The 23291-nt window shown below is 67.5% G+C and carries 22 protein-coding genes and 1 pseudogene; 9 read left to right on the top strand and 14 right to left on the bottom strand.

What is annotated here, in order from left to right; translation table 11 throughout:
- Nucleotides 1–28: 28 nt before the first annotated feature.
- From AC5P99_RS10840 to AC5P99_RS10830, 3 genes are read right to left on the bottom strand one after another with little or no spacing between them, the layout of a single operon-like run.
- A complete protein-coding gene (locus AC5P99_RS10840) occupies nt 29–979 on the bottom strand; it encodes an aspartate carbamoyltransferase catalytic subunit (RefSeq protein WP_049451058.1) in 951 nt (316 codons plus the stop codon).
- 15 nt (nt 980–994) lie between these two features.
- Nucleotides 995–1489: a Holliday junction resolvase RuvX gene (ruvX, locus tag AC5P99_RS10835; protein WP_005408378.1), complete on the bottom strand. Its 495-nt coding sequence runs from the start codon at nt 1487–1489 to the stop codon at nt 995–997.
- Nucleotides 1482–2048 (bottom strand): YqgE/AlgH family protein, encoded by a 567-nt coding sequence (locus AC5P99_RS10830; RefSeq protein ID WP_005408377.1) that lies wholly within the window; start codon nt 2046–2048, stop codon nt 1482–1484. The genes ruvX and AC5P99_RS10830 overlap by 8 nt, the downstream gene beginning before the upstream one ends.
- A 91-nt stretch (nt 2049–2139) precedes the next feature.
- Here AC5P99_RS10830 and AC5P99_RS10825 point away from each other — a divergent pair, with 91 nt between their 5' ends.
- Nucleotides 2140–3927, top strand: coding sequence for a DUF4153 domain-containing protein (locus AC5P99_RS10825; protein WP_088436005.1), 1788 nt, complete (start codon nt 2140–2142; stop codon nt 3925–3927).
- Nucleotides 3924–4469, top strand: coding sequence for a DNA-3-methyladenine glycosylase I (locus tag AC5P99_RS10820; RefSeq protein WP_495213153.1), 546 nt, complete (start codon nt 3924–3926; stop codon nt 4467–4469). The genes AC5P99_RS10825 and AC5P99_RS10820 overlap by 4 nt, the downstream gene beginning before the upstream one ends.
- A gap of 83 nt (nt 4470–4552) precedes the next feature.
- Here AC5P99_RS10820 and AC5P99_RS10815 read toward each other — a convergent pair whose 3' ends face one another.
- Nucleotides 4553–5260 carry a YitT family protein gene (locus AC5P99_RS10815; RefSeq protein ID WP_014036228.1) on the bottom strand — a complete coding sequence of 236 codons (708 nt, stop codon included), beginning with the start codon at nt 5258–5260 and terminating at the stop codon, nt 4553–4555.
- A gap of 110 nt (nt 5261–5370) precedes the next feature.
- The gene (locus tag AC5P99_RS10810) at nt 5371–5583 is read right to left on the bottom strand and encodes a DUF4287 domain-containing protein (protein WP_014646220.1); all 213 of its coding nucleotides are present in this window, start codon (nt 5581–5583) and stop codon (nt 5371–5373) included.
- 471 nt (nt 5584–6054) lie between these two features.
- On the opposite strand from AC5P99_RS10810, the gene AC5P99_RS10805 reads away from it, so the two are divergent.
- Complete coding sequence (locus AC5P99_RS10805; RefSeq protein WP_049451062.1) at nt 6055–6954, top strand: LysR family transcriptional regulator; 900 nt, start codon at nt 6055–6057, stop codon at nt 6952–6954.
- Between the two features lie 47 nt (nt 6955–7001).
- On the opposite strand, the gene AC5P99_RS10800 is transcribed toward AC5P99_RS10805, so the two are convergent.
- The 3 genes from AC5P99_RS10800 to AC5P99_RS10790 form a co-directional block, all read right to left on the bottom strand.
- The gene (locus AC5P99_RS10800) at nt 7002–7985 is read right to left on the bottom strand and encodes an aldo/keto reductase (protein WP_005408370.1); all 984 of its coding nucleotides are present in this window, start codon (nt 7983–7985) and stop codon (nt 7002–7004) included.
- Nucleotides 7986–8193: 208 nt separating this feature from the next.
- Nucleotides 8194–9336 (bottom strand): PilT/PilU family type 4a pilus ATPase, encoded by a 1143-nt coding sequence (locus AC5P99_RS10795; protein ID WP_005408369.1) that lies wholly within the window; start codon nt 9334–9336, stop codon nt 8194–8196.
- Between the two features lie 100 nt (nt 9337–9436).
- Entirely contained in the window at nt 9437–10474 is a 1038-nt protein-coding gene (locus AC5P99_RS10790; protein WP_004147099.1) for a type IV pilus twitching motility protein PilT, read from the bottom strand.
- Between the two features lie 87 nt (nt 10475–10561).
- On the opposite strand from AC5P99_RS10790, the gene AC5P99_RS10785 reads away from it, so the two are divergent.
- Nucleotides 10562–11239 carry a YggS family pyridoxal phosphate-dependent enzyme gene (locus tag AC5P99_RS10785; protein WP_005408368.1) on the top strand — a complete coding sequence of 226 codons (678 nt, stop codon included), beginning with the start codon at nt 10562–10564 and terminating at the stop codon, nt 11237–11239.
- Between the two features lie 18 nt (nt 11240–11257).
- Nucleotides 11258–12079, top strand: a complete 822-nt coding sequence (gene proC / locus AC5P99_RS10780; protein WP_005408367.1) for a pyrroline-5-carboxylate reductase — start codon at nt 11258–11260, stop codon at nt 12077–12079.
- Nucleotides 12080–12255: 176 nt separating this feature from the next.
- Here the strand turns inward: proC and AC5P99_RS10775 are convergent, their stop codons facing one another.
- A complete protein-coding gene (locus AC5P99_RS10775) occupies nt 12256–13131 on the bottom strand; it encodes a LysR family transcriptional regulator (RefSeq protein WP_099605049.1) in 876 nt (291 codons plus the stop codon).
- 89 nt (nt 13132–13220) lie between these two features.
- On the opposite strand from AC5P99_RS10775, the pseudogene AC5P99_RS10770 reads away from it, so the two are divergent.
- A pseudogene (locus AC5P99_RS10770) lies at nt 13221–13832 on the top strand (short chain dehydrogenase); the annotation flags it as partial.
- A 72-nt stretch (nt 13833–13904) separates the two neighbouring features.
- Here AC5P99_RS10770 and soxR read toward each other — a convergent pair.
- Nucleotides 13905–14339, bottom strand: a complete 435-nt coding sequence (gene soxR, locus AC5P99_RS10765) for a redox-sensitive transcriptional activator SoxR (protein WP_005412484.1) — start codon at nt 14337–14339, stop codon at nt 13905–13907.
- Nucleotides 14340–14368: 29 nt separating this feature from the next.
- Between soxR and AC5P99_RS10760 the strand changes: the two genes are divergently transcribed.
- Nucleotides 14369–15790 (top strand): MFS transporter, encoded by a 1422-nt coding sequence (locus tag AC5P99_RS10760; RefSeq protein WP_088436007.1) that lies wholly within the window; start codon nt 14369–14371, stop codon nt 15788–15790.
- Nucleotides 15791–15877: 87 nt separating this feature from the next.
- Here the strand turns inward: AC5P99_RS10760 and AC5P99_RS10755 are convergent, their stop codons facing one another.
- Both AC5P99_RS10755 and AC5P99_RS10750 read right to left on the bottom strand, forming a co-directional pair.
- Nucleotides 15878–17899, bottom strand: coding sequence for an esterase/lipase family protein (locus tag AC5P99_RS10755; RefSeq protein ID WP_495213152.1), 2022 nt, complete (start codon nt 17897–17899; stop codon nt 15878–15880).
- Nucleotides 17899–18873, bottom strand: a complete 975-nt coding sequence (locus AC5P99_RS10750) for an Lnb N-terminal periplasmic domain-containing protein (RefSeq protein ID WP_088436008.1) — start codon at nt 18871–18873, stop codon at nt 17899–17901. The genes AC5P99_RS10755 and AC5P99_RS10750 overlap by 1 nt, the downstream gene beginning before the upstream one ends.
- A 171-nt stretch (nt 18874–19044) precedes the next feature.
- On the opposite strand from AC5P99_RS10750, the gene AC5P99_RS10745 reads away from it, so the two are divergent.
- A complete protein-coding gene (locus AC5P99_RS10745; protein ID WP_033834825.1) occupies nt 19045–19449 on the top strand; it encodes a GFA family protein in 405 nt (134 codons plus the stop codon).
- Between the two features lie 279 nt (nt 19450–19728).
- On the opposite strand, the gene AC5P99_RS10740 is transcribed toward AC5P99_RS10745, so the two are convergent.
- Nucleotides 19729–21246 carry an MFS transporter gene (locus tag AC5P99_RS10740; RefSeq protein ID WP_088436009.1) on the bottom strand — a complete coding sequence of 506 codons (1518 nt, stop codon included), beginning with the start codon at nt 21244–21246 and terminating at the stop codon, nt 19729–19731.
- A 107-nt stretch (nt 21247–21353) separates the two neighbouring features.
- Here AC5P99_RS10740 and AC5P99_RS10735 point away from each other — a divergent pair, with 107 nt between their 5' ends.
- Nucleotides 21354–22289: a LysR family transcriptional regulator gene (locus AC5P99_RS10735; RefSeq protein WP_088436010.1), complete on the top strand. Its 936-nt coding sequence runs from the start codon at nt 21354–21356 to the stop codon at nt 22287–22289.
- Nucleotides 22290–22328: 39 nt separating this feature from the next.
- On the opposite strand, the gene AC5P99_RS10730 is transcribed toward AC5P99_RS10735, so the two are convergent.
- The gene (locus AC5P99_RS10730) at nt 22329–23192 is read right to left on the bottom strand and encodes a DMT family transporter (RefSeq protein WP_495213151.1); all 864 of its coding nucleotides are present in this window, start codon (nt 23190–23192) and stop codon (nt 22329–22331) included.
- Nucleotides 23193–23291: the final 99 nt, after the last annotated feature.

Below are 23291 nucleotides of genomic sequence, written 5' to 3'. Positions count from 1 at the left end.
ACCAACGGTCGGCACCCACCAGGGCAGGTCAGCCCAGCAGGGTTTCCAGCACGGCCATGCGCACCGCGACGCCGTTGGCGACCTGGCGCAGCACCCACGACTGCGAGCCGTCGGCCACCTCGTCGGTCACTTCCACGCCGCGGTTGATCGGGCCCGGGTGCAGCACCGCGGCATCCTTGCCCGCGCGCGCCAGGCGTTCGTTGGTCAGGCCGTACTGCGCGTGGTACTGCTCCAGCGACGGCACCAGGCCTTCTTCCATGCGCTCGCGCTGCAGGCGCAGCATCATCAGCGCATCGACGCCTTCCAGCATCGCGTCGAAATCATCGCCGACCACGCAGCCCTTCAGGGTCTCGTCGTCCGGCAGCAGCGACTGCGGGCCACACACGCGGATCTCGCCCACGCCCAGCGTGCGCAGCGCATGCAGGTCGGTACGGGCCACGCGCGAGTGCTTCACGTCGCCGACGATCACGACTTTCAGCTTCGAGAAATCCGGGCCCTTGGCCTGGCGCAGGGTCAGCATGTCCAGCAGGCCCTGGGTCGGGTGCGAACTGCGGCCGTCACCGGCATTGATCAGCGCGGTGCCCTCGCCTGCCGCATCGGCCAGTGCGGCCACGGCGCCGTCATCGGGGTGGCGCACCACGAAGCCGCGCACGCCCATCGCTTCCAGGTTGCGCAGCGTGTCGCAGGCGGTCTCACCCTTGCGGGTAGAGGAGGTCGAGGCGTCGAAATTCAGCACGTCCGCCCCCAGCCGCTGCGCGGCCAGCTGGAACGAACTGCGGGTGCGCGTGGACGGTTCGAAGAACAGCGTGCACACCGCCGAACCGGCCAGCACGTGGCGCTTGTTGCCGACGCGGCCGACTGCGGCATCGCGGATCTGCCCTGCGCGGTCGAGCAGCTGCAGCAGCGTTTCGCGCGGCAGGCCCTCCAGGGTCAGCAGGTGGCGCAGGCGTCCGGAGGCATCGATTTGCTGGGCGGTCATGGCGGTGTCGGGCAGTCAGGGAATGGGGGTGGCGTCGTCGGGGGACGACAGCCAGCGGTCGATGATCACCGCTGCGGCGACGGCATCGAGGGCAGCCGCATCACGGCGGCGCTTGCGCCCTTCGGCGCGCTCGACGGCGAAGCGGCGTGCGGCCTCGACTGAGCTGGAACGCTCGTCGATCATCACCACCGGCAGCTTGAAGCGCTCCCGCAGCTGGCGGGCGAAGCCCTGCGCGCGCTTGCGGTTGGGCTGGTCCTGGCCGTCCAGGGTCAGCGGGTCGCCGACCACCAGGCCGTCGGGCTTCCATTCCTTGAGCAGGCGTTCGATCGCGGTCCAGTCCGGGCCGTTGCCGTGCACATCGACCACGGCCACCGCGCGCGCATGCGCGGCGAAGGCACTGCCGATGGCCACGCCGATCCGTCGCGAGCCGACATCGAAACCCAGAACGGTGCCATCACGGCGGATCGCCGGGGCAGCAGAATCCGGCGCGGGCGTGATGGGCTCAGACATGGCCGCTGTAGTCGGTCAGCCGGAACAGGTCCACGCCGATGCGCGAGGCCGCACCCTGCCAGCGCTGCTCCAGCGGCAGCTGGAACACCAGCTCGGCATCGGCCGGCACGGTCAGCCAGCTGTTCTCGGACAGCTCGCTTTCCAGCTGCCCGGCGCCCCAACCGGCACAGCCGAGGGTGACCACGGCATTGGCCGGGCCCTCGCCGCGCGCCATCGCTTCGAGGATGTCGCGCGAGGTGGTCAGGTACAGGCCGTCGCCCACGGTCAGGCTGGAATCCCACGCCCGCGCGTCGTCATGGATGACGAAGCCGCGCTCGGGATGCACCGGGCCGCCGTTGAGCACCATGCGCGCCTGCAGGTCGCCATCACCGGTGGTGATGTCCATCTGTGCAAGCACTTCACCCAGCGTGTACTCGGAAGGCTGGTTGACCAGCACGCCCATCGCCCCGTTCTCGTCGTGCTGGCAGATCAGCGCGACGCTGCGGGCGAAGGTCGCGTCGAGCAGCGACGGCAGCGCGACGAGCAGGTGATCGGCAAGGGAGGTCGGCGTTACAGGCATGGTCCTATTCTACCTGCTGGGGGCGGGATGGTCGCGCGATGGCGTCGAACAGCGATGGGCTAGGATGGTGCTTTGCCATGGAAGGTCATCGATGCAGTCTTCAACGCCCCTGACCCTGCCGGCACGCAGCGCCATCGTCCTGCTTGCCCTGCTGCAGGGCCTGATGCTGTATGCCGCGCAGGAACTGTCCGACGCGTGGCCGTTCCGCGATATCGGCTGGCGCTACTGCTGGTACGCCTGGGTGCTGGCCATTCCCAGCGCGGTGGCGCTGAGCCTGGTGGAGCTGGGCCAGCGCCGCCTGTGGCTGCAGGCCGTGCTCGGCTCGACGGTGGTGCTGGCGCTGGCCGCCTGGATCGGCTGGAACCTCAATGGCGAGACCGCACTGGAATCGGGCGCGTTGCAGCTTCCGTTGACCCTGGGCATTGCCGTTGCGGTGTTCGTGGTCCTGCCCTGGTGGCAGTTCCAGCTGCAGCACGGGCACTGGCGTGCCAGTTATCCCGAGCTGTTCGAGCGCACCTGGCAGAATGGTCTGACCCTGGCCCTGGCGGCACTGTTCACCGGGCTGACCTGGCTGCTGTTGTGGCTGTGGTCGGCGCTGTTCCAGCTGCTCGACGTGACCGTCTTCCGCGACCTGTTCCGGCAGGACGCGTTCATCGCACTGGCCACCGGCAGCCTGGCCGGGTTCGGCGTACTGATCGGGCGCACCCAGCACCGCGCCATCCAGATCACCCGTCAGGTGCTGTTCGCGATCTGCCGTGGGCTGTTGCCGCTGCTCTCGTTCATCGCCGTATTGTTCGTGCTGAGCCTGCCGCTTACCGGGCTGGAACCGTTGTGGAAGACCCGCTCGGCCGCCGGCCTGCTGCTGGTGCTGTCGCTGCTGCTGGTGACGTTCACCAACGCGGTCTACCAGCAGGGGGAAGACAGCGCCCCCTACCCGCTGCTGCTGCGCCGGCTGGTTGAAGCCAGCCTGCTGGCGCTGCCGGCCTACGCCGCACTGGCCCTGTACGCACTGGGGCTGCGCGTGGTGCAGTACGGCTGGACCGTGGACCGGTTCTGGGCGGTACTCGTCGCAGTGGCCGTGGCCGGCTATGCCGCGGGCTACGCGCTGGCGGTGCTGCGCCGGCAGGGGCGCTGGTTGCAGATGCTGGAGCCGGTCAACCGCTGGATGTGCTGGGCGGTGCTGGCACTGGCGTTGCTGGGCAACTCGCCGCTGCTGGACCCGGTACGGCTGACCCTGTCCAGCCAGCTGGCGCGCCTGCGTGCGGACCCGCCTGCAATCACCAGCAGTGACGTCAACGTGCTGCGCTTCGATCTTGGCCACCGCGGCGTGAAGGCGCTGCGCGAGCTGCAGCGTGACCCAGCCATCACCGCCGATGCCAACGCGCCACAGGTGATCGCTGCCGCGCTGGCACGTACCTCGCGCTGGGATGACGGCCACCGCCTCGACAAGGGGCCGCAGGACGTCGTCGCCCTGCAGCGCGCGTTGAAGCTGGCCAAGGGATCCAGCTCGCCACCGGACGATTGGTGGCAGGCACTGGCCACGCGCGCGATCGATGGCGAATCCTGCGCCCAGAGCGAGCGCGACTGCCTGATCGTTCATCGCGACCTGGACGGCGATGGCACTGGCGAAGTGCTGCTGTGCGAGCTGTACACCCACCGTGGGCCGGACTGCGTGCTGTACGCACGTGGCAGGGATGCCCACTGGCGCCGGGCCGGTTCGCTGTTCGGCACCGCCAGCGGCCAGGCCGAGGCGATCAACCAGGCGCTGCGTGATGGCAAACTCACGCTCGAACCGCCACGCTGGCCGATGCTGTCCATCGATGGGCGCCCCGCAGTGGCCATCGATCCCGAACCCGAATCCACCGAGTCTTCCCCATGAGCGGCTACTGCCTCATCGCCCCGGGCCATCCGGTGCATGACTACTACCACGCCAACGAGTACGGCTTCCCGCAGCGTGACGAGCGCGAACTGTTCGAGCGGCTGGTGCTGGAAATCAATCAGGCCGGCCTGAGCTGGGAAACGATCCTGAAGAAGCGCGAGGGCTTCCGCACGGCCTATGACGGCTTCGATGTGGACCGCGTGGCTGCATACGCCGAGCAGGACATCGAGCGCCTGCTGTCGGACGCGGGCATCATCCGCAACCGGCTGAAGGTGCTGGCGGCCATCCACAACGCGCAGGTGATCCAGCAGCTGCGGGCCAGCCATGGCAGCTTCGCGGCGTGGCTGGACGCGCACCACCCGCGCAGCAAGGCCAACTGGGTGAAGCTGTTCAAGAAGACCTTCCGCTTCACCGGCGGCGAGATCACCGGCGAGTTCCTGATGAGCCTGGGCTACCTCCCCGGTGCGCATGCCGAGGACTGCCCGGTGCATGCGCGGCTGCTGACGCTGTCGCCGCCGTGGCTGAAGGCCGCCGCCCGCTGATGGATATCCGCCGGGCATGGCCCGGCGTTACTACGCGTGGGTTCCGGTAGTGCCGGCCGCTGGCCGGGAACCCCGTTGAACGGTCACACGCCCATGTAGCGGCCGGGGCGGTGGTTGAACATCAGCACCAGGCTGAGCACCACCGCGCCGATGGCCGAGTACAGCACCTTCGACGGCGACAACACGAAGAACGCGGCCACCATCAGGCAGGCGTCGTAGGACATCTGCACCTTGCCCGCGCTCCAGCCACGGGTGCGCTGCAGGTACACCGCCAGGATGCCGATGCCGCCGAGACTGGCACGATGGCGGATGAAGAACAGGATGCCCAGGCCGGACAACGCACCGCCGACGATCGCCGAATACAGCGGGTTGATGTGCGAGAAGTCGATCCAGCGCGGCAGCAGGTCGGTCAACACGCCACAGGCGGTGACCGCAGCGAAGGTCTTCAGGGTGAATTCCCAACCCATGCGCCGCAGCGCCACCCAGTAGAACGGCAGGTTGACCAGCACGAACACCAGGCCGAAGTTCCAGCCCATCGCGTAGTGCAGCAGGAACGCCATGCCCGCCATGCCGCCGATCATCAGCCCGCCCTTGGCGAAGATGGCCAGGCCCAGCGAGGCCACCATCGTGGCCAGCACCATGCCCTGCACGTCCTCGGCGATCGAGTGGCGCAGCGCTTTTTCGTCGGCGGTGGTGCCGGCGCTGTCGGGCGGCGGGGTCAGCGGACCGGCGGTGACCAGGTGGCCGTCAGCGTCGTCGCACGGCGCGGGGCCATGGGAGGGAAGGGACATGCGGGTGGGGAACAGCAGGTGGGGATCGGTATTAGACACGATCTGCATGACAGTTGCAGATGAAATCGTTCAGCTGAATGCGCCCCGCCCGATCTCCGGCCCGCCGCTGCTCAGCCCTTGCCGGCCAGATGGTGCGCCACCAGCGCATTGGCATGGCCATGGCCCAGCCCATGCTCACTTTTCAGGAAGCTGACCAGTTCCATGTGTTTCAGGCCCTTCTTCCCGGCCAGCAGCCCGAACCAGTGCGCCACCGGCTGCCCGTAGGTCTTCTCGATGGAGGGGAAATACGAGGCCGGGCCTTTCGGCTTGGTGTCAGTGCTCATGTGCAGCTCCCGTTGAAGTCATTCATTCGACGAACCACAGTCCCTGAAATCGACACACCCTCACGTCGTGGGGCCGGATCCCGTGCCGACCAACGGTCGGCACCCACCAACAGCAGCGGGAAATTGTCGAAGGCGGGGCGGCTCAGGTTGCGGGGTGTAAGCCGCATGGGCCCGAGGCATGCCTCGGGCGGGTTGGGCAGGACGACCAACCCCGGTCTTGCCGTGTGCGCAGGACAGCACACACGAGCAAGCGCGACCGAGCTTCATGGGTGAGGGCGCTTTGCTTGCGAAGCACTGCTTCGCAAGCGCCCGAACGCACAGCCGCCAGCGGCTGGGCCGGGCCCCGGAGGGGGACTTGCGCCGTCCCCCGCAACCTGAGCCACCCCGCCTCCCACGGGAAGCCAGCTTTTGACGTTGCCGTTGACGTTGATTCGGCAGGTGCCGGGCGCAGCCCGGCCGTATCATCCCGTCATGCCCCGCGAAAACCTCAACGACCTGCAGGCCTTCGTGCACGTTGCCCGCGAGGGCAGCTTCACCAAGGCCGCCGCCCAGCTGGGCGTGTCCCAGTCCGCGCTCAGCCATGCCATGCGCGGCCTGGAACAGCGCCTGGGCGTGCGCCTGCTGACCCGCACCACTCGGAGCGTGTCCACCACCGAAGCCGGTGCCCGCCTGCTCGACACCCTGGGCCCGCGCCTGGCCGAGATCGAGGACGGACTGGCCGCGCTGGCCGAATACCGTGAACGCCCGGCCGGCACCATCCGCATCAATGCCACCGGCCATGCCGCCGAGTACATCGCGTGGCCACGGCTGGCGCCGCTGCTGCAGCAGTATCCGGACCTCAAGGTGGAACTGACCGCCGACTACGGGCTGGCCGACATCGTGGCTGAGCGCTACGACATCGGCATCCGCCTCGGCGAACGCCTGGCGCGCGACATGGTCGCCGTGCCGATCAGCCCGCCGCTGCGCATGCGCGTGGTCGGTGCACCCAGCTACTTCCGCCAGCACGTGGTCCCACGCCATCCGGACGAGCTGGCAGGCCACAACTGCGTGACCCTGCGCCTGCCCACGCATGGCGGGCTGATGCCGTGGGATTTCGGCCAGGACGGCAACGAACTGAGCGTGCGCGTGAGCGGCCAGTGGACCTTCAACACCATGGGCATGACCCGCGCCGCTGCGCTGGCCGGCAGCGGACTGGCCTGGCTGCCGGAAGACCAGGTGCAGCCGATGCTGGACGATGGCCGCCTGCAGTCGGTACTGGACGACTGGTGCCCGCACTTCGATGGCTACTACGCGTACTACCCGTCGCGCCGCCACGTCACGGTGGCGATGCGCACGGTGCTGGATGCGCTGCGCGGGCCGATGGCTGGATGAGGTGTGCGGACCGACGGTCCGCACCCACCTCGGTCCGCACCCGGTGATCAGCCCTTGGCTTGCGCCGCACGCTGGGCGTTGTAGCGCTCACCGACGATCGATACTTCATCCAGCGCCTGCGCGATGCGCTGCAGTTCCTCCGGCGCCAGCTGCAGGTCAGCCGCGCCCAGGTTCTCTTCCAGGCGGTGGATCTTGGTGGTGCCCGGAATCGGCACGATCCACGACGCCTGCGCCAGCAGCCAGGCCAGCGCCACCTGCGCCGGGGTCGCGCCGCGTGCTGCAGCAATCGTACTGATGCGATCCACCAGCGCCTGGTTGGCGCGGCGGGCGTCCACTTCGAAGCGCGGCACGCTGTTGCGGAAATCGTTGGCGTCGAAGGTGGTGTCGGCGTTGATCGCGCCGGTCAGGAAGCCACGGCCGAGCGGACTGAACGGCACGAAGCCGATGCCCAGTTCCTGCAGGGCCGGCAGCAGTTCGCGCTCCGGTTCACGCCACCACAGCGAATACTCGCTCTGCACGGCAGCCACCGGCTGCACCGCGTGCGCACGGCGCACGGTGGCGGCGCTGGCCTCGGACAGGCCGAAGTGGCCGACCTTGCCCTCGGCGATCAGGTCGCGCACGGTGCCAGCCACGTCCTCGATCGGCACGTTCGGGTCGACACGGTGCTGGTAGAACAGGTCGATATGGTCGGTGCGCAGGCGCTTGAGACTGGCTTCGGCCACGGCGCGGATGTTCTCGGGGCGGCTGTCCAGGCCGGTATCGGTGCGCGCATCCCTGAAGCCGAACTTGGTGGCGATCACCAGCTTGTCGCGGTAAGGCGCCAGGGCCTCGCCGAGCAGGTCTTCATTGGTGTACGGGCCGTACACTTCGGCGGTGTCGAAGAAGGTCACGCCGCGTTCAACGGCAGCGTGCAGCAGGGCGATGCCCTGGCTGCGCTCGACCGGCTGGCCATAGGCATGGGTCAGGCCCATGCAACCCAGGCCCAAGGCGGAAACCTTCAGGCCGCTGCGGCCGAGTTCACGTGTCTGCATCGTCGTGCTCCAGAGGGGGGAACGCTGACGATACGCCTGCAGGGGCTGCCGATTGAATGGGCAGCGTTGCAGTTGGTCATGACTGGAATTCATCAATCGCCAACGCGCCCGGTAGAGTCGACTGTTAGTCGACTGCTCTTTCACCGGCCGGGAAAATCCCGCGCTGCGCGCGAGAGTCGACTGACAGTCGACTCTACAGATCTGCAGGTCAGCGGATCTCGGAGATCTCCACGCCATCCAGGCCCTGTGACAGCGTGCGTGCGTCGCCGCCCTGGCTGAGCTTGATGCGCAGGCGCACTTCGTTCTGCGAATCGGCGTAACGCAGCGCGTCCTCGTAGCTGATCTCGCCGGCCTGGTACAGCTCGAACAGGCTCTGGTCGAAGGTCTTCATGCCCAGCTGGACCGAGTCCTTCATCACTTCCTTCAGCTTGTGGATCTCGCCGTCGCGGATGTAGTCCTGCACCAGCGGCGTGCCCAGCAGGATCTCCATCGCCACCTTGCGCGAGCGGCCATCGGGCGACGGCACCAGCTGCTGCGCGACCACGCCCTTGAGATTCAGCGACAGGTCCATCAGCAGCTGGTTGCGGCGGTCTTCCGGGAAGAAATTGACGATGCGGTCCATCGCCTGGTTGGCGTTGTTGGCATGCAGGGTGCACAGCACCAGGTGGCCGGTTTCGGCGAACGCGATGGCGTGGTCCATGCCTTCGCGGGTACGCACCTCACCGATCATGATCACGTCCGGCGCCTGGCGCAGGGTGTTCTTCAGCGCGGCTTCCCAGCTGTCGGTATCGATGCCGACTTCGCGCTGGGTGATGATGCAGCCCTCGTGCTTGTGCACGAACTCGATCGGATCTTCGATGGTGATGATGTGGCCGGTCGAGTTCTGGTTGCGGTAACCGATCATCGCTGCCAGCGAGGTCGATTTACCGGTACCGGTGGCACCGACGAACAGGATGATGCCGCGCTTGGTCATCGCCAGGGTCTTGATAATCGGCGGCAAGCTCAGTTCTTCCACCGTCGGGATGCGCGTCTCGATGCGACGCAGCACCATGCCGACCTGGTTGCGCTGGTAGAAGCAGCTGACGCGGAAGCGGCCGACACCGGACAGGCCGATGGCGAAGTTGCATTCGTGGGTCTTCTCGAATTCCTCGCGCTGCGCCGGGGTCATCACGTTGAGGACCAGGTCGCGGCTCTGCTGCGGCGTGAGCGGGGTCTGCGTGATCGGCGAGATCTTGCCGTTGACCTTCATTGCCGGCGGCATACCCGCAGTGATGAACAGGTCCGAGGCGCGCTGGTGCGCCATCAGCTTGAGGAACGAAGTGAAATCGATGGTGGTCGCGGTGGTGTTCACGGCAGGCTCCCGGAAAGCGGTTTACCAGGTAACGGTCGGTGGAGGAAACAACACGGGAACAGCAGCGCACTGGCGCACGCTGCCCCGTTACTGCCCCGCCTTACTCGAACAGGCGCTTGTCCTTGGCGTACTCACGGGCCTGGTTTCGGGTGATCAGGCTGCGCTTGACCAGGTCCTGCAGGTGCTGGTCCAGGGTCATCATGCCGTACTGCTGGCCAGTCTGGATGGCCGAGTACATCTGCGCCACCTTGTCCTCGCGGATCAGGTTGCGGATGGCCGGGGTGCCGACCATGATTTCCCACGCTGCGGTACGACCGCCGCCAACCTTCTTCAGCAGCGCCTGCGAAATGACCGCACGCAACGACTCGGACAACATCGAGCGCACCATCGGCTTTTCGCCGGCCGGGAACACGTCGATGATGCGGTCGATGGTCTTGGCCGCCGAACTGGTATGCAGGGTGCCGAACACCAGGTGGCCGGTTTCCGCTGCGGTCAGTGCCAGGCGGATGGTTTCCAGGTCACGAAGTTCGCCCACCAGAATGATGTCCGGGTCCTCACGCAGCGCCGAGCGCAGTGCTTCATTGAAGCCATGCGTGTCGCGGTGCACTTCGCGCTGGTTGATCAGGCACTTCTGCGAGGTATGCACGAATTCGATCGGATCCTCGACGGTGAGGATGTGGCCGTACTCGTTCTTGTTGATGTAGTCGATCATCGCCGCCAGCGTGGTCGACTTGCCCGAACCGGTCGGGCCGGTTACCAGGATCAGGCCCTGCGGCTGCTGGATCACTTCGCGGAACAGCGGCGGGCAGGCCAGGTCCTCGAGGGTGAGCACCTCGGACGGAATGGTACGGAACACCGCACCGGCACCGCGGTTCTGGTTGAACGCGTTCACTCGGAAGCGCGCCAGCGATGGAATCTCGAAGGAGAAGTCCACTTCGAGGAATTCCTCGTAATCGCGGCGCTGCTTGTCGGACATGATGTCGTACACCAGCGCATGGACCTGCTTGTGGTCCAGGGCTGGGATGTTGATCCGGCGAACGTCGCCGTCGACGCGGATCATCGGCGGCAGGCCTGCGGACAGGTGCAGGTCGGACGCTTTGTTCTTTACGGAAAACGCCAGCAGTTCGGCGATATCCATGAGCGGCTACTCCCCAATAACGGCTTCGACTGGAAGGATCTTTCCCCGGGCGGCAGTATAGCCTCCTGATTCAACGGAACGCGTTACGTGGCCACTCCCCTGCCCCAGATCCTGAGCAACCTGCATGCCGCCGCCGAGGCCGCTGGCAGGCCCGACCCACGCCTGCTGGCGGTGTCCAAGACCCAGCCGGCCGAGGCCGTGGCCGCGCTGGCCGCGCAGGGCCAGCACGCCTTCGGCGAGAACTACGTGCAGGAGGCACTGGCCAAGATGCAGGCGCTGCAGCACCTGGCGCTGGAATGGCACCTGATCGGCCACCTGCAGTCGAACAAGGCCGAGGCCGTGGCCAGCCATTTCGACTGGGTGCAGAGCGTGGACCGCCCCAAGCTGGTGACCGCGCTGGCACGCCATCGCCCGGCCGCGCGAGGCCCGCTGAACGTGCTGATCCAGGTCAACATCGACGACGAATCCAGCAAGCATGGCTGTGCACCGGAAGAAGTGGATGCACTGGCCGCAGCGATTGCCGCCGAACCCACCCTGCGCCTGCGCGGACTGATGGCGATTCCCGCGCCATGGCCCGAAGCCGAGCGCCGTCGGGATGCATTCGTGCGCATGCGCACACTTTTCCAGTTGCTGGCTGCCCAGCACGCGCAGATCGACACGCTGTCGATGGGCATGAGCAGCGACTACGCCGAAGCCATCGCCGAGGGCGCCACCCTGGTGCGCATCGGCACCGCCCTGTTCGGCGCGCGCCCGCGCCCGGCCTGATTTTTCAAGGAGACTTCCATGGCAGCTGATTCCATCACCTTCATCGGCGGCGGCAACATGGCGCGCAGCCTGATCGCCGGCCTGATCCGCCAGGGCGTGCCGGCCGCGCACATCCACGTCGCCGAACCGGTGGCCGAACTGCGCCAGGCGCTGGCCGCCGACTTCGGCGTGCAGGTGCATGACAACGCGAGCGATGCCGCCGCGCAGGGTGGCACCTGGCTCCTGGCGGTGAAGCCGCAGGTGCTGCGCGAGGTCTGCCAGTCTCTGCAGGCGCTGGCACAGGCGAGCCGACCGCTGGTGGTGTCGATTGCCGCCGGCATCACCAGTGCGCAGCTGCAGCGTTGGCTGGGGGGCGACCTGGCAGTGGTGCGCGCGATGCCGAACACCCCTGCCCTGCTCGGCGCAGGTGTGACCGGCCTGTTCGCCACACCGTCGGTGGACACGCAGCAGCACGCGCGGGCCGAGCAGGTGCTGGCCAGTGCCGGGCGCACGGTGTGGATCGACAGCGAGGGGCTGATGGATTCAGTGACTGCCGTTTCCGGCAGCGGCCCGGCCTATGTGTTCCTGCTGGCCGAAGCCATGGAAGCGGCGGGTATTGCCCAGGGCCTGCCGGCCGACGCCGCGCGCACGCTGGTGGTGCAGACCCTGCTGGGCGCCTCGCGCATGCTGGATGAGGCTGGCGAAAGCCCGGCGGAACTGCGCCGCCGCGTGACCTCGCCCAACGGCACCACCCAGGCCGCGATCGAGAGCTTCCAGGCCGGTGGCTTCGAGGCCCTGGTGGATACGGCACTGCGCGCCGCGCAGGTGCGTGGGCAGGAACTGTCTGCGGCGAATGATTGATCCCGATGTGTGCCGACCAACGGTCGGCACCTACCATCATCCACGCATGGCGTGGATCTATTGATACCTGTCGCCGCTGGAATGCACGGTGCTCTGCTGTCTGCGGTGAATGATTGATCCCGATGTGTGCCGACCAATGGTCGGCACCTACCATCATCCACGCATGGCGTGGATGCTTATTGCGCCAACGTGGTCATGACGAAATCGACGAAGCACTGCAACCGCGGGCGCGGCCTGCGGTCGGGCAGGTAGATCAGGTGCATCGGCCGCGGTTCGGGCAGGTAGTCGCGCAGCAGCGGCTTCAACCGCCCGGCTGCAATCTCCCCGGCCAGCAGTGCGGTCGGCTGCAGCACCAGCCCGGCCCCGGCCACCGCGGCTTCGCGCAGTGCAACACCATCATTGCAGGTCAGGCGCGCTTCCCAGTCCACCTGTTCACCGTTGGCCAGCTGCCAGCCGTGGCCACCGCGCCAGGCCAGATGGCTCAGGCAGTCATGCCCTTCCAGATCGGCGGGCGTACGCGGCGTGCCGCGCCGGCGCAGGTAGGACGGCGCCGCGCACAGGCTCATCGCATACGGTGGCAGCGGCCGCGCCACCACCTCCTGCGACGGCAGTGGCCCGACCCGGATCGCCACGTCGAAGCCGTCCTCGATCAGATCCACACGGCGGTTGCTCAGATCCAGTTCAACGTTCAGCTGCGGCTGCGCGCGCAGCAGGCCGGCCAGTTGTGGCGCCAGCACGCAGCTGCCCCAGGTGGTGGGTGCGCTGACCCGCAGCAGCCCGCGCGGTTGAACCTGCAGGCCGGCCACGTCGGCCTCGGCCTGCTGCACCTGCTCCAGCACCTGCCGGCACCCGGCCAGGTAGGCGCTGCCGGCTTCGGTCAGGCGCTGGCGGCGGGTGTTCCGTTGCAGCAACGCGGTGCCCAGGTGCGCCTCCAGCTGCTGGATGTACTTGCCGACCATCACCGCCGAGACCTGCAACTCTTCAGCGGCCCCTGCAAAGCTGCCGCACTCGGCTACCGCGACGAAAGCCTGCATGCAGCGAAGGGTGTCCATTGCTAATCCGGAGTTAGGAATCTGCAAAGCATACGCCGCTTACCTAACCCCACTGTGACGGCGCAGACTGCGCTTACTCCCTCACGCAAGGAACGGCCATGAAGATCCTCCTCGTTGGTGCCAGCGGCACCCTCGGCCAGGCAGTCGCCCGCCAGCTCGGCCAACAGCATCAGATTCTCGCCGCCGGCCGCAGCAGCGGCGAACTGCGCGTGGACCTGACCGACGACGCCAGCGTCGCCGAACTGTTCTCGCGTACCGGCCCGGTTGATGCGGTGATTTCCACCGCCGGCAAGCTGCACTTCGGTCCGCTGCAGGACATGACTCCGGCGCAGTTCAACCTCGGCCTGCAGGACAAGCTGCTGGGCCAGGTGCGGCTGACACTGGCGGCGCAGCACCATCTCAACGCCGGCGGCTCGATCACCCTGACCAGCGGCATCGTCAGTGCACAGCCGATCCGCGATGGCGTCAACGCCACCTCGGTGAATGCCGCGCTGGAAGGCTTCGTGCGTGCCGCCGCGTTGGAACTGCTGCCGCGTGGCCTGCGCATCAACGTGGTCAGCCCGAACGTGCTGATCGAATCGATGGCAGCCTACGGACCCTACTTCCCGGGCTTTGAAGCGGTGAGCGCGCAGCGCGCGGCGCTGGCCTTCCAGCGTGCAGTGGAAGGCATCCAGAGCGGCGAGACGATCACGGTCTGGTAAGAAAGAAGGGACGGAGGGGATCAAGTCGTCAATGCACAAACGACATAATCCCCTCCGTCCCCTTTTCGCAGGTCACTCCCAGCGCATCGGGCCGTCGCCGCGTTCGCCAAGCACATCCCCCGGGTTGGCCAGGCGGCAGCGCTGCAGCGACAGGCAGCCGCAGCCGATACAGCCGGTGAGCTCATCGCGCAGCAGTTGCAGCATGTGGATGCGTTCTTCCAGCTCGGTGCGCCAGCGCGCGGACAGCCTGGCCCAGTCGGCCTTGGTCGGGGCGCGGCCCTCGGGCAGGCTTTCGAAGGCACGGCCGACCGCTTCCAGCGGCATGCCCACGCGCTGCGCAACGCGGATCACCGCCAGCCGGCGCAGCACGTCGCGGCTATAGCGGCGCTGGTTACCCGAAGTGCGCAGGCTGCTGATCAACCCCTTGCGCTCGTAGAAGTGCAGCGCCGAAACCGCCACGCCACTGCGCTGGGCGACTTCGCCCACGCTCAGTTCCTGGGACACCATTGCTTGACCTCAACTGCTGTTGAGGTGTCATGCTGCTATCTTCGCCGCCAGTTGACAAGCGCGGCCCGCATCTGACCCGTATGCCCCCGACCCTCTCGCCCGCCGCCGCCCACCTGCCGGCTGACACCTCGATCCTGTCCGCACGCTATCGCGCGACCACCCTCGGCATGGTCGCGCTGGTCGCGCTGCACGCCTTCGAGGCATTGGCCGTTGCGGCCGCGATGCCCACCGTGGCCGAGGCGCTGGATGGCCTGCGCCTGTACGCACTGGCCTTCGGCGGTACCCTGGCCACCAGCGTGATCGGCATGACCCTCGCCGGGCGCTGGGCCGATCACCATGGTCCGGCACGGCCGCTCTGGTACGGATTGGCCTGCTTCGTGCTGGGCCTGTTGCTGGCCGGCTTTGCGATGCGCATGGGCATGCTGGTGGCGGGACGCCTGCTGCAGGGCCTGGGTGCGGGTGCGATCTCGGTCTCGCTGTACGTGATGGTCGGCCGCAGCTACCCGGAGCACCTGCGGCCGAAGGTGTTCGCCGCCTTCTCGGCCGGCTGGGTGGTGCCTTCGATGGTCGGCCCGGCGTTGAGCGGCCTGATCGTGCAGCACCTGGGCTGGCGCTGGGTGTTCCTGGCCGTGCCACTGCTGGCCATTCCGGCCGCGCTGCTGCTGCGTCCGGCAGTTACGCGCATGCAACCCACCGATGGCGGCCTCGCCGACGATGGGCGAGGCACCGTGGTGCGCTGGGCCAGTGGTGCCTCGTTGGCGGCGCTGCTGCTCTACTTCGGCGGCCAGCAGCAGGGCCTGCCTGCCCTGCTCTGCATCGGTGTGGCGGTGCTGGCGCTGCTGTTCTGCGTACATCGACTGCTTCCGCCCGGAACACTGATCCTGCGCCGTGGCCTGCCCAGCGTGATCGCGCTGCGTGGCATCGCGGCAGCCGCCTTCTTCGCCTGCGAGGCCTACCTGCCACTGCTGCTGCAGCGCGAACGTGGCCTTTCGCCCAGCTGGGCCGGTGCCGTACTCAGTCTCGGTGCGCTGGGCTGGTTCACCGGCTCGTGGCTGCAGGGCCACCAGCAGCGTGGCTGGTCACGCCAGCAGCTGCTGCGCGCCGGCACGATGATGATGACGGTCGGCATCGCCGCCACGCTGGCCGTGCTGTTCAACGTAGTGCCACTGCCGGTGTCGCTGCTCGGCTGGGCCGTGACCGGCTTCGGCATGGGCATGATCTACGCCAGCCTGTCGGTGTTGACGCTGTCGTTGTCGGCGCCGCGGGAGCAGGGTGCCAACACCTCGGCACTGCAGCTGAGCGAGGCCCTGTCGGTGACCACCGCGCTGGCGGTCTCCGGCGCATTGTTCGCGTTGTTCGTGGAAAGCACCCCGCACACCGGCTACCTGCTGTGCCTGGCCATCACCTTCGGCCTTGCGCTGTTGGCCACGGTGATCGCGCGACGGGTGTAGCGCCGCCGGATTCCGGTAGTGCCGGCCGCTGGCCGGCAACCTCCGCGCACGCGGGAATCCCATGATGGTGACGGCCAGCGGCCGGCATTACCGCGTACCGGCCCCCACATCATCGATGTCCCGACGCAGGATGCGCCGCACTTCCAGCACCGCCTGCGGGGTCTCCTGCACGCTGTGGCCGGAGATGATCACCTTCTCGGACAATGCACCCGGCAGGTGCGCGCTCCAGTACGGCACCAGCCCGTCATCGGATTTGTCCACCGGCAGTTCCGGTTTGCGCTGGGCGATGATCGAGTGGTACTTCAGGCCCGCTTCGATCGGCAGCTGTGCGGCGGCCTTCACGAACGGATCGCTGGCCTTGAGGTTGTCGATGCTGTTCGGAATCTTCGGCTTGGCCGTGCCATCGACCTGCTGTTCGGCCTGCGCCAGTGCCAGGAACACATCCTCGAATTTGCCGAGGATGGTCAGCGGCAGGCGTACCAGGCGACCGATCAGGCGCCCGACCTTGTTGCCGGCAATGTCGGTGCCCTGGTGCGGCGCGGCGATGAAGATCGCGCGTTCCACGTTCGGCTGCGCCTTGAAATGCAGCAGCGGCCCCAGCTTGTTCTGCACCCGCTTCAGGCGCTCGCCCTTCAGGTCGTAGTTGGCCAGCAGGTCATTCCACAGTACGTCGCCCGAGTCACTGACCAGCAGGCGCGCCAGCACGCCGCCCATGCTGTGGCCGATGTAGACCATGTCCTTCGATGCACGCGTGCTGCCGTTGGGATCGAAGTGCTTCAGCGTGTCGTTGAATGCGTTGGCGATCTCGTAGCGGTTCAACGCGATCGGCGCATTGGTCGGGTAGTAGACCTGCCACACCTGGAACTGCTGGCGCAGCTCGGGGTCGCCCATGATCTCGTTGGCCAGGTTCACCCAGGCTTCCGGGCTGCTGGCCAGGCCGTGCAGCATGAAGATGATGCGACGATTCGGGTCCCACGGCTGCATCAGGTAGATGTGCGGTTCGCCGATGCCCTCGCTCATGCCGAACAGGGTGCGCAGCGATTGCCGGGCGAAACCGCTCTGCGCCAGCCACAGGCCATAGGCGGCGGTGAAGTTGCCGGCCAGCGGCACCTGCTCGCCATGCAGGGTGATGCGCTCGGTGGCTTCGGGCGAATAAGCGTCCAGCTCGACCCGGCGCGTGCGCATCACATCGTCCAGGTTGCTGCCCTCGAAGCGCAGCAGTGCGGTGACGTTGATCGAGGACATCTCGCTGAACTCGGGCACCGAATCGTCATGGCGATGACGGCGGCCACGGCGTGCGTCGTCCTCATCCTCCTGCGGCGCCTCGGCCTTGGGGCCCTCGGGTGCGATCACCGGTGCAACCAGCTTCGGCGGGTCCATCACCATCACCAGCTCGGCACCGAAGCCATCGCGGCGATAGGTACTGCGCAGGCCGACGAAGCTGACCGTGCCGGCCGGCACCAACTGCGCGGGAATGCTCTTCAGGTTCAGCTGCTGGTAGTTGGAGGCCAGCGACCAGCTGCCGACCGTGAGCGGCTTCGTGTAGTCCTCGCCGGCCAGCGCAGCGGCGCGTGCGCGCACGAACAGCACCACTGCCGCCTTCTCGGCGGCGTAGTTGTAGTAGTCGCGCACCTGCGTCTGCCGATCCTCGAAGGCACGGTCGGACGGCGAACGGCCGCTGTAGAACAGGTAGGCATAGGCATAGCGCGCCGCTTCCAGCCAGGCATCCAATGCCGCATCGCTCATCGGCGGATCGCCGGCAGCCGTCTTCTTCGGCGTCATCGCCAGCGCGGCCTTCACCCACAGTTCGGACAGCGCCGACAAGCGCTGCTCGACATTGAGGTCGTCGGTCATCAGCAGCGTGCTGCGGCAGACCAGGAAGTCCTTTTCGCACTGCGACTCGTCCAGGCCTGCCGCGCTGAGCGTCTCGCGCGCGGCCGGACTGAGCTTGCCCGTGTTGAGCACGTCGGCACGCTTGTTGACCAGCGAATCGCTGGACTTGACCTGCTTGACGGTAACCATCGCGCAACCGCTGCTACCCAGCAGCAGGAAGGCAGCGAACAACACCGGCAGCAGGCGCTGCCAGCGGCGTGGGAGGAATCGGGTCATTACTGCGGGTCCTGCTCGGTGCCGGGCACGCCCTGGCGGATTACGGTGGAGAAATGGTCGCCGCTGCCCAGGTCCAGCGCACGCTGGGTGATGCGGCCCTTGTCATGCAGCTCGGCGTACGGCACACCTGGAGCGAGCGCGCCGACCTCCTGCGCGTACTCGGCCAGGTAACCGGACAGCAGCAGGCGATAGTCCAGCGGCAGGCGCGGTGCGATGTGCCGGGCCAGGTCGAAGACGATCGTGGTGCAGTTGCTGGTCAGCGTGTTGTAGAAGCCGGGCTTGGCATCCAGTTCGCGGGCCTGCGCGATGTACGCAGCGAACAGTTCCTTCAGCTGCGCACGGTCCATGCCATGCAGACGGTAGAGATAGACGTCCTCGCCGCGCGCGTTGGTGCGGGTGCGGATGATGTCGGTCTCCTCCGAAGCTACCAGGGTCATCTCGAACTTGCGGAAGAAGCCACCCAGCGCCGAGAACGATTCACCGCGCTCCTTGCGGATCTCCAGCGAGAACACCACGTGGCGACCGTCCTCGAAACCAAACGAGATCAGGGTGTGGGCGATGGCCGGGCCCATCCAGTACGACAGCACCAGATCGGCCGAGCGCAACTGGTCCAGGTCGTACTCGCGGCGCACCCAGCGGGCGTCGTAGTCGGTTTCGCTGCGCCAGGTGAAATCACGCACGTTGTCCAGCACGACGTGGCGGCCATCGAAAGACACCACGTGCAGGCGCTGGGCCACGTCATCGGCCCACAGGCGGTCCTGGCGCGGGGTCAGCAGCAGCCACCACAGGCCGGCCAGCGCCAGCGATGCCCCGAACGCCAGGCCCAGGCGGCGCGAGGCACGGCCACGCGCGACCCGCCACGACACCCACAGCGCTACCAGCAGCCACAGCCCGGCGACGCCGGTGGCCAGCCAGCCCGGCCCCGGCAACTGATAGGCCAGCAGCCCGGTCACCCACAGCGCCAGCAGCGCCATGGCACTTCCTGTCATCCATCGTCCTGCGGCTTTCACTGGCATCCTGTCGCGGTCCTGAAGCCGCATAGTTAGCCACAAGCGGGTTCACCGTGGCATCTACGGCCCGTTCAGGCACACCGGCGCACCGTCTGCGGCGGCCCCCGCGGCCAGACGGATCACACAGGAGCAATGATGGGCATCACTTCCGTGGCCGGCGTTCCGGTCCAACCCCAGCACCGCGCAACCTGCCACTGCGGCACCGTCGAGCTGCTGCTGGACCTGCCCGACGGCATCGTCGATCCCCGCCGCTGCGACTGCTCGATGTGCCGGCGCCGGGGCGCCATCGCCGCCAGCGTCCCCCGCCAGGGCCTGCAGGTGCTGCGCGGGCAGAACCACCTGCAGATGTACCAGTTCAACACCCATGTGGCCGAGCACTACTTCTGTGGCGTGTGCGGCATCTACACCCATCACCGGCGCCGCTCCAACCCCGACCAGTACGGCTACAACGTGGCCTGCCTGGAAGGCATCGACCCGTTCGCGTTGGGGGTGATCCCGGTCAGCGATGGGGTCAACCATCCATCAGACCGCACCGGCTAGTGGCGCGTGCGCCGCGGCGGGGTGGCCACCTTCTGCCAGGGCGCCATGCCGCTGCGCCCGGCCCGCGCCGGGCGTTTCAGCCAGGGCCGGCGCGGCGGTGCCGGTGGCGCATCCGCGGCCGGGGGAGGAAGCGGTCGACGGCCAGGCCAGAGATGATCGAGCAGCCACATGGCAGGTCTCCGTGGGGGACGGGGACGACCAAGCCTAGGCCCGGGTGGGCATAGGCAGCGTGAGCGGGACACGACAACGGGATGACGGCGAAGGCGGGCGATGAGCCTGCTACGCAGTACGCCCGACCAACGCGTCTTTACGTTTCCGCAGCAACAGGTGCAACAACGCAGCACATGCGGCGGTCAGCAGCGCCAGTACACGCAGCAGTGTTGCCAGCGCCTCACTACTGGCATGCTGAAGCTGCATGCGACTCATCGCCGGTAGCAGTGCCTGCGCCTGTTCCCGCGCCCCCGTGGCCAGATAGGCACCGGCACGCGCCAGCGATGCCGGCGACGCGCCCTGCAGCTGATGGCCGATCAGCAGCGCAAGCAAGGCAGTGACTGCGGCCAATGCGATGCCCTCACCGGCTACACGCACGGTCCCGAAGATGCCGGCGGCCATGCCCGCACGCTGTACCGGCACCACGCTCACCGACAGCCCATCCATCAGCCCCCATGGCAAGGCCGTTCCTGCACCGACCAGCATCAGCCACGGCACCCACTGCGAAGGCGACGGCTGCGATGCATGGCGCGACAGCAGGTACAGGCCAGAGGCACAGACCAGCAGTCCCAGCGTGCACAGCCGCGCACTTCCCACGCGCTCCGCCCAGCGCGCGGCCAGCATCGGCAGCACCAGCATCGGCGCGGACAGGGTCAGCATCTGCAGCCCCACCAGGGTCGCGCTCTGTCCGTGCACTCCCAGCAGCTGCAGAGGCAATACCACCAGCAGCACCACGTAGCCGAAGCAGGTTGCGACCGGCAGCAGCTGGACACCGAGGAACGCCGGTTGCGAGAACAACGAGAGGTCCAGCAGGGGTGAGCGGTGCAGTCGTTCGATGCAGATGAACGCTGCGCCCAGCAGCAGCGTCGCCAACAGCGCCAGTTGCACGCGCACGGTATGCAGGCCGAACTCGCCCAGCCACAGCAGGGCCAGGGTCAGCGCTGCCAGCATCAGGCTGAAGCCCAGCATGCCGCCGACATCCAGCCGCCCGCGTTCACCGTGGCTCTCGGGCAACACACGCGCGCCCAGTACGAAGGCGGCGAATGTCAGCACGCCGCCGACGGCGAACACACTGCGCCATCCCAATGCCTGCAGCAGCAGACCCGCAAACAGCGGCCCCAGCGCCAACCCCGCACCGAATGTGGCGCCCAGCAGGGCGAACACACGGCCACGCATCGGCCCCTGCCAGGCATGCGCGAGCGCAGCCGTGCCGGACGCCAACGCCGCTGCGGCGGCAACGCCCTGCAACCCACGCGCCAGATCCAGCGAGGGTAGCGTGGGAGCAAGGCAGACGGCGATCGTGGCAATGGTGAAGCCTGCTGTGCCCAGCAGGAACAACCGCCGCCGGCCATAGCGGTCGGCCAGGCCACCGGCAGCGAGCAGCAGGCTGCCGAAGGTGAGCATGAAGGCGTTGGTCACCCAGGCCAGCACGCTCGGCGACGACGCCACGGAACGGGCCAGCGCGGGCACCGCGACCGCACCGGCCGAGAAGGACAACGGCAACGCCAGTGCGGCCAGGCAGACGGCAAGCAGGGTCCAGCGCTGCTGCGTCTGGACAGGTACAGGGAGCATCGAAACCGGGGCCATGCGGGCCTCCATCCATCAGGGGCATTGATGATGGACGGGCCGCTATCCCTGAAAAACAGGCTCGATGGACGTTGATTGCGTCCTAATGTTCCGTAATCATGCCCCGCATGGACTCCATTTCTGCCCTGCTCGCCTTCGTCCGCACCGCGGAGGCCGGCAGCATCGTTGGTGCTGCGCGTGCACTTGGCCTGTCCGCGTCGGCGGTCGGCAAGCGCATCGCCCGCCTTGAACAGGAGCTCGGCACCCGGCTGTTCCAACGCACCACCCGCCGCGTGCATCTCACCGACGAAGGCGAACTGCTGCTGCAGCGCTGCCGGCGTGCGCTAGATGAACTTTCCGAAGCACAGGCGGACCTGGCGCAGCGACAGCACGCCCCCAGCGGGCTGCTGCGCATCGGCCTGCCCACCATCGGGTACCGCTTCCTGCTGCCGGTGCTGCCCGGCTTCCAGCAACGCTATCCGCAGGTGCAGCTGGAACTGGACTTCAACGACCGCATCGTCGATGTGGTCAGCGAAGGCCTGGACGCGGTGATACGCAGTGGTGAACTGGCCGATTCCAGCCTGACCGCACGGCGACTGGGCGGCTTTCGTTTCATCCTCTGTGCGGCGCCGGGCTATCTGCAGATGCATGGAACGCCCGGCGATGTGGGCGAGCTGCGCCTGCATACCGCGCTGCGCTTCCGTTACCCCACCACCGGAAAGCTGCATCCCTGGCAGCTGCCGGGCATCGAAGGCGATGCCGGAGCGCGCCTTCCCACGGCGATGACCTGCAACAACATGGAGGCCGTGCTTGCCGCTGCGATCGGTTGCATGGGCCTGGCCTGGATGCCTGACTTCCTCGCAGCCGACGCGCTGGCCGATGGCCGCCTGCAACGGGTACTGCCTGCGCTGCCCACGCACCAGGGGCAGTTCTCGCTGCTATGGCCCGGTGGGCGCCATCCGAGTGCACGCCTGCGGGTGTTCATCGACTACGCCGTTGCGCATCTGTTCCAGGGCGCCCCGGAAAAGGGGACGGAGGGGATTAAGTCGTTTCAGGCACAGTAGGACCGATTACGACTTAATCCCCTACGTCCCCTTTTTCGTTCAGCGGCTGAAGCGGCGCGCGCCGGCCACGCAGATCACCGCGACCACGGTCACCAGCACCATGCTGAGGCTGACCGATTCGTGCAGCAGCAGCGCGGCCAGGGCCAGGCCGAAGAACGGTTGCAGCAACTGCAACTGGCCGACGGCGGCGATGCCGCCCTGCGCCAGCCCGCGGTACCAGAACAGGAAGCCGATCAGCATGCTGAACACTGCCACATAGCCCAGCGCCCACCACGCCGAGGCACCGACCGCAGTGAACGATGTCGGGCGCATCAGCACCGTCAGCGGCAGCATCACCGGCAAGGCCAGCAGCAACGCCCAACTGATCACCTGCCAACCGCCGAGATGACGGGCCAGCCGACCACCTTCGGCATAGCCCAGCCCGCACACCACGATCGCCGCCAGCATCAGCAGATCGGCCTGCAACGATGCCTCGATGCCGTTGCGCACCGCATAGCCGACCACGCAGGCACTGCCCAGCAACGAAAACAGCCAGAACGCCGGTCGCGGCCGTTCACCACCGCGCAGCACGCCGAACACCGCAGTGCTCAACGGCAACAGGCCGAGAAACACGATGGTGTGCGCCGACGATGCGTGGCGCAGCGCGAGTGCGGTCAACAACGGAAAGCCGACCACCACCCCGAGGCTGACCACTATCAGCCCGGGCAGGTCACTGCGCCGCGGCCACGGCTGGCGCAGCAGAAGGAGCAGGCCGAGGCCGAGCACGGCGGCAATGGTGGCGCGTGCAGCGGTGACGAATCCGGCGTCCAGCTGCAGCACCGCCAAGCGGGTGGCCGGCAGGGAGCCGGCGAAGATCACCACACCGATGAAGCCATTGATCCAACCACTCGCCGACCGTTCCACGCCTATACTCCTGAAGGTGCCGGACGATGCCCGGCTGGACCTGCATGGAAGCATCCGGCGCGGGAAGACCCCAGCTACAATCCAGTACAGTCGCAAGTA

The sequence above is a fragment of the Stenotrophomonas sp. YJH_SMC_80 genome, from assembly GCF_059372495.1.
This window is presented reverse-complemented; position numbering and strand designations above follow the sequence as displayed.

What these genes read in the sequence shown, in the direction of transcription:
- AC5P99_RS10815 (WP_014036228.1), bottom strand. Translation starts at nt 5,260, where the DNA reads ATGTCCCTTCCCTCCCATGGCCCCGCGCCGTGCGACGACGCTGACGGC.
- AC5P99_RS10800 (WP_005408370.1), bottom strand. Translation starts at nt 7,985, where the DNA reads ATGCAGACACGTGAACTCGGCCGCAGCGGCCTGAAGGTTTCCGCCTTG.
- soxR (WP_005412484.1), bottom strand. Translation starts at nt 14,339, where the DNA reads ATGGTGTCCCAGGAACTGAGCGTGGGCGAAGTCGCCCAGCGCAGTGGC.
- AC5P99_RS10810 (WP_014646220.1), bottom strand. Translation starts at nt 5,583, where the DNA reads ATGAGCACTGACACCAAGCCGAAAGGCCCGGCCTCGTATTTCCCCTCC.
- AC5P99_RS10830 (WP_005408377.1), bottom strand. Translation starts at nt 2,048, where the DNA reads ATGCCTGTAACGCCGACCTCCCTTGCCGATCACCTGCTCGTCGCGCTG.
- AC5P99_RS10750 (WP_088436008.1), bottom strand. Translation starts at nt 18,873, where the DNA reads ATGGCGCTGCTGGCGCTGTGGGTGACCGGGCTGCTGGCCTATCAGTTG.
- AC5P99_RS10760 (WP_088436007.1), top strand. Translation starts at nt 14,369, where the DNA reads ATGCTGCTATCTTCGCCGCCAGTTGACAAGCGCGGCCCGCATCTGACC.
- AC5P99_RS10755 (WP_495213152.1), bottom strand. Translation starts at nt 17,899, where the DNA reads ATGACCCGATTCCTCCCACGCCGCTGGCAGCGCCTGCTGCCGGTGTTG.
- AC5P99_RS10825 (WP_088436005.1), top strand. Translation starts at nt 2,140, where the DNA reads ATGCAGTCTTCAACGCCCCTGACCCTGCCGGCACGCAGCGCCATCGTC.
- AC5P99_RS10840 (WP_049451058.1), bottom strand. Translation starts at nt 979, where the DNA reads ATGACCGCCCAGCAAATCGATGCCTCCGGACGCCTGCGCCACCTGCTG.
- AC5P99_RS10735 (WP_088436010.1), top strand. Translation starts at nt 21,354, where the DNA reads ATGGACTCCATTTCTGCCCTGCTCGCCTTCGTCCGCACCGCGGAGGCC.
- AC5P99_RS10790 (WP_004147099.1), bottom strand. Translation starts at nt 10,474, where the DNA reads ATGGATATCGCCGAACTGCTGGCGTTTTCCGTAAAGAACAAAGCGTCC.
- AC5P99_RS10775 (WP_099605049.1), bottom strand. Translation starts at nt 13,131, where the DNA reads ATGGACACCCTTCGCTGCATGCAGGCTTTCGTCGCGGTAGCCGAGTGC.
- AC5P99_RS10745 (WP_033834825.1), top strand. Translation starts at nt 19,045, where the DNA reads ATGGGCATCACTTCCGTGGCCGGCGTTCCGGTCCAACCCCAGCACCGC.
- AC5P99_RS10740 (WP_088436009.1), bottom strand. Translation starts at nt 21,246, where the DNA reads ATGGCCCCGGTTTCGATGCTCCCTGTACCTGTCCAGACGCAGCAGCGC.
- ruvX (WP_005408378.1), bottom strand. Translation starts at nt 1,489, where the DNA reads ATGTCTGAGCCCATCACGCCCGCGCCGGATTCTGCTGCCCCGGCGATC.
- AC5P99_RS10820 (WP_495213153.1), top strand. Translation starts at nt 3,924, where the DNA reads ATGAGCGGCTACTGCCTCATCGCCCCGGGCCATCCGGTGCATGACTAC.
- proC (WP_005408367.1), top strand. Translation starts at nt 11,258, where the DNA reads ATGGCAGCTGATTCCATCACCTTCATCGGCGGCGGCAACATGGCGCGC.
- AC5P99_RS10805 (WP_049451062.1), top strand. Translation starts at nt 6,055, where the DNA reads ATGCCCCGCGAAAACCTCAACGACCTGCAGGCCTTCGTGCACGTTGCC.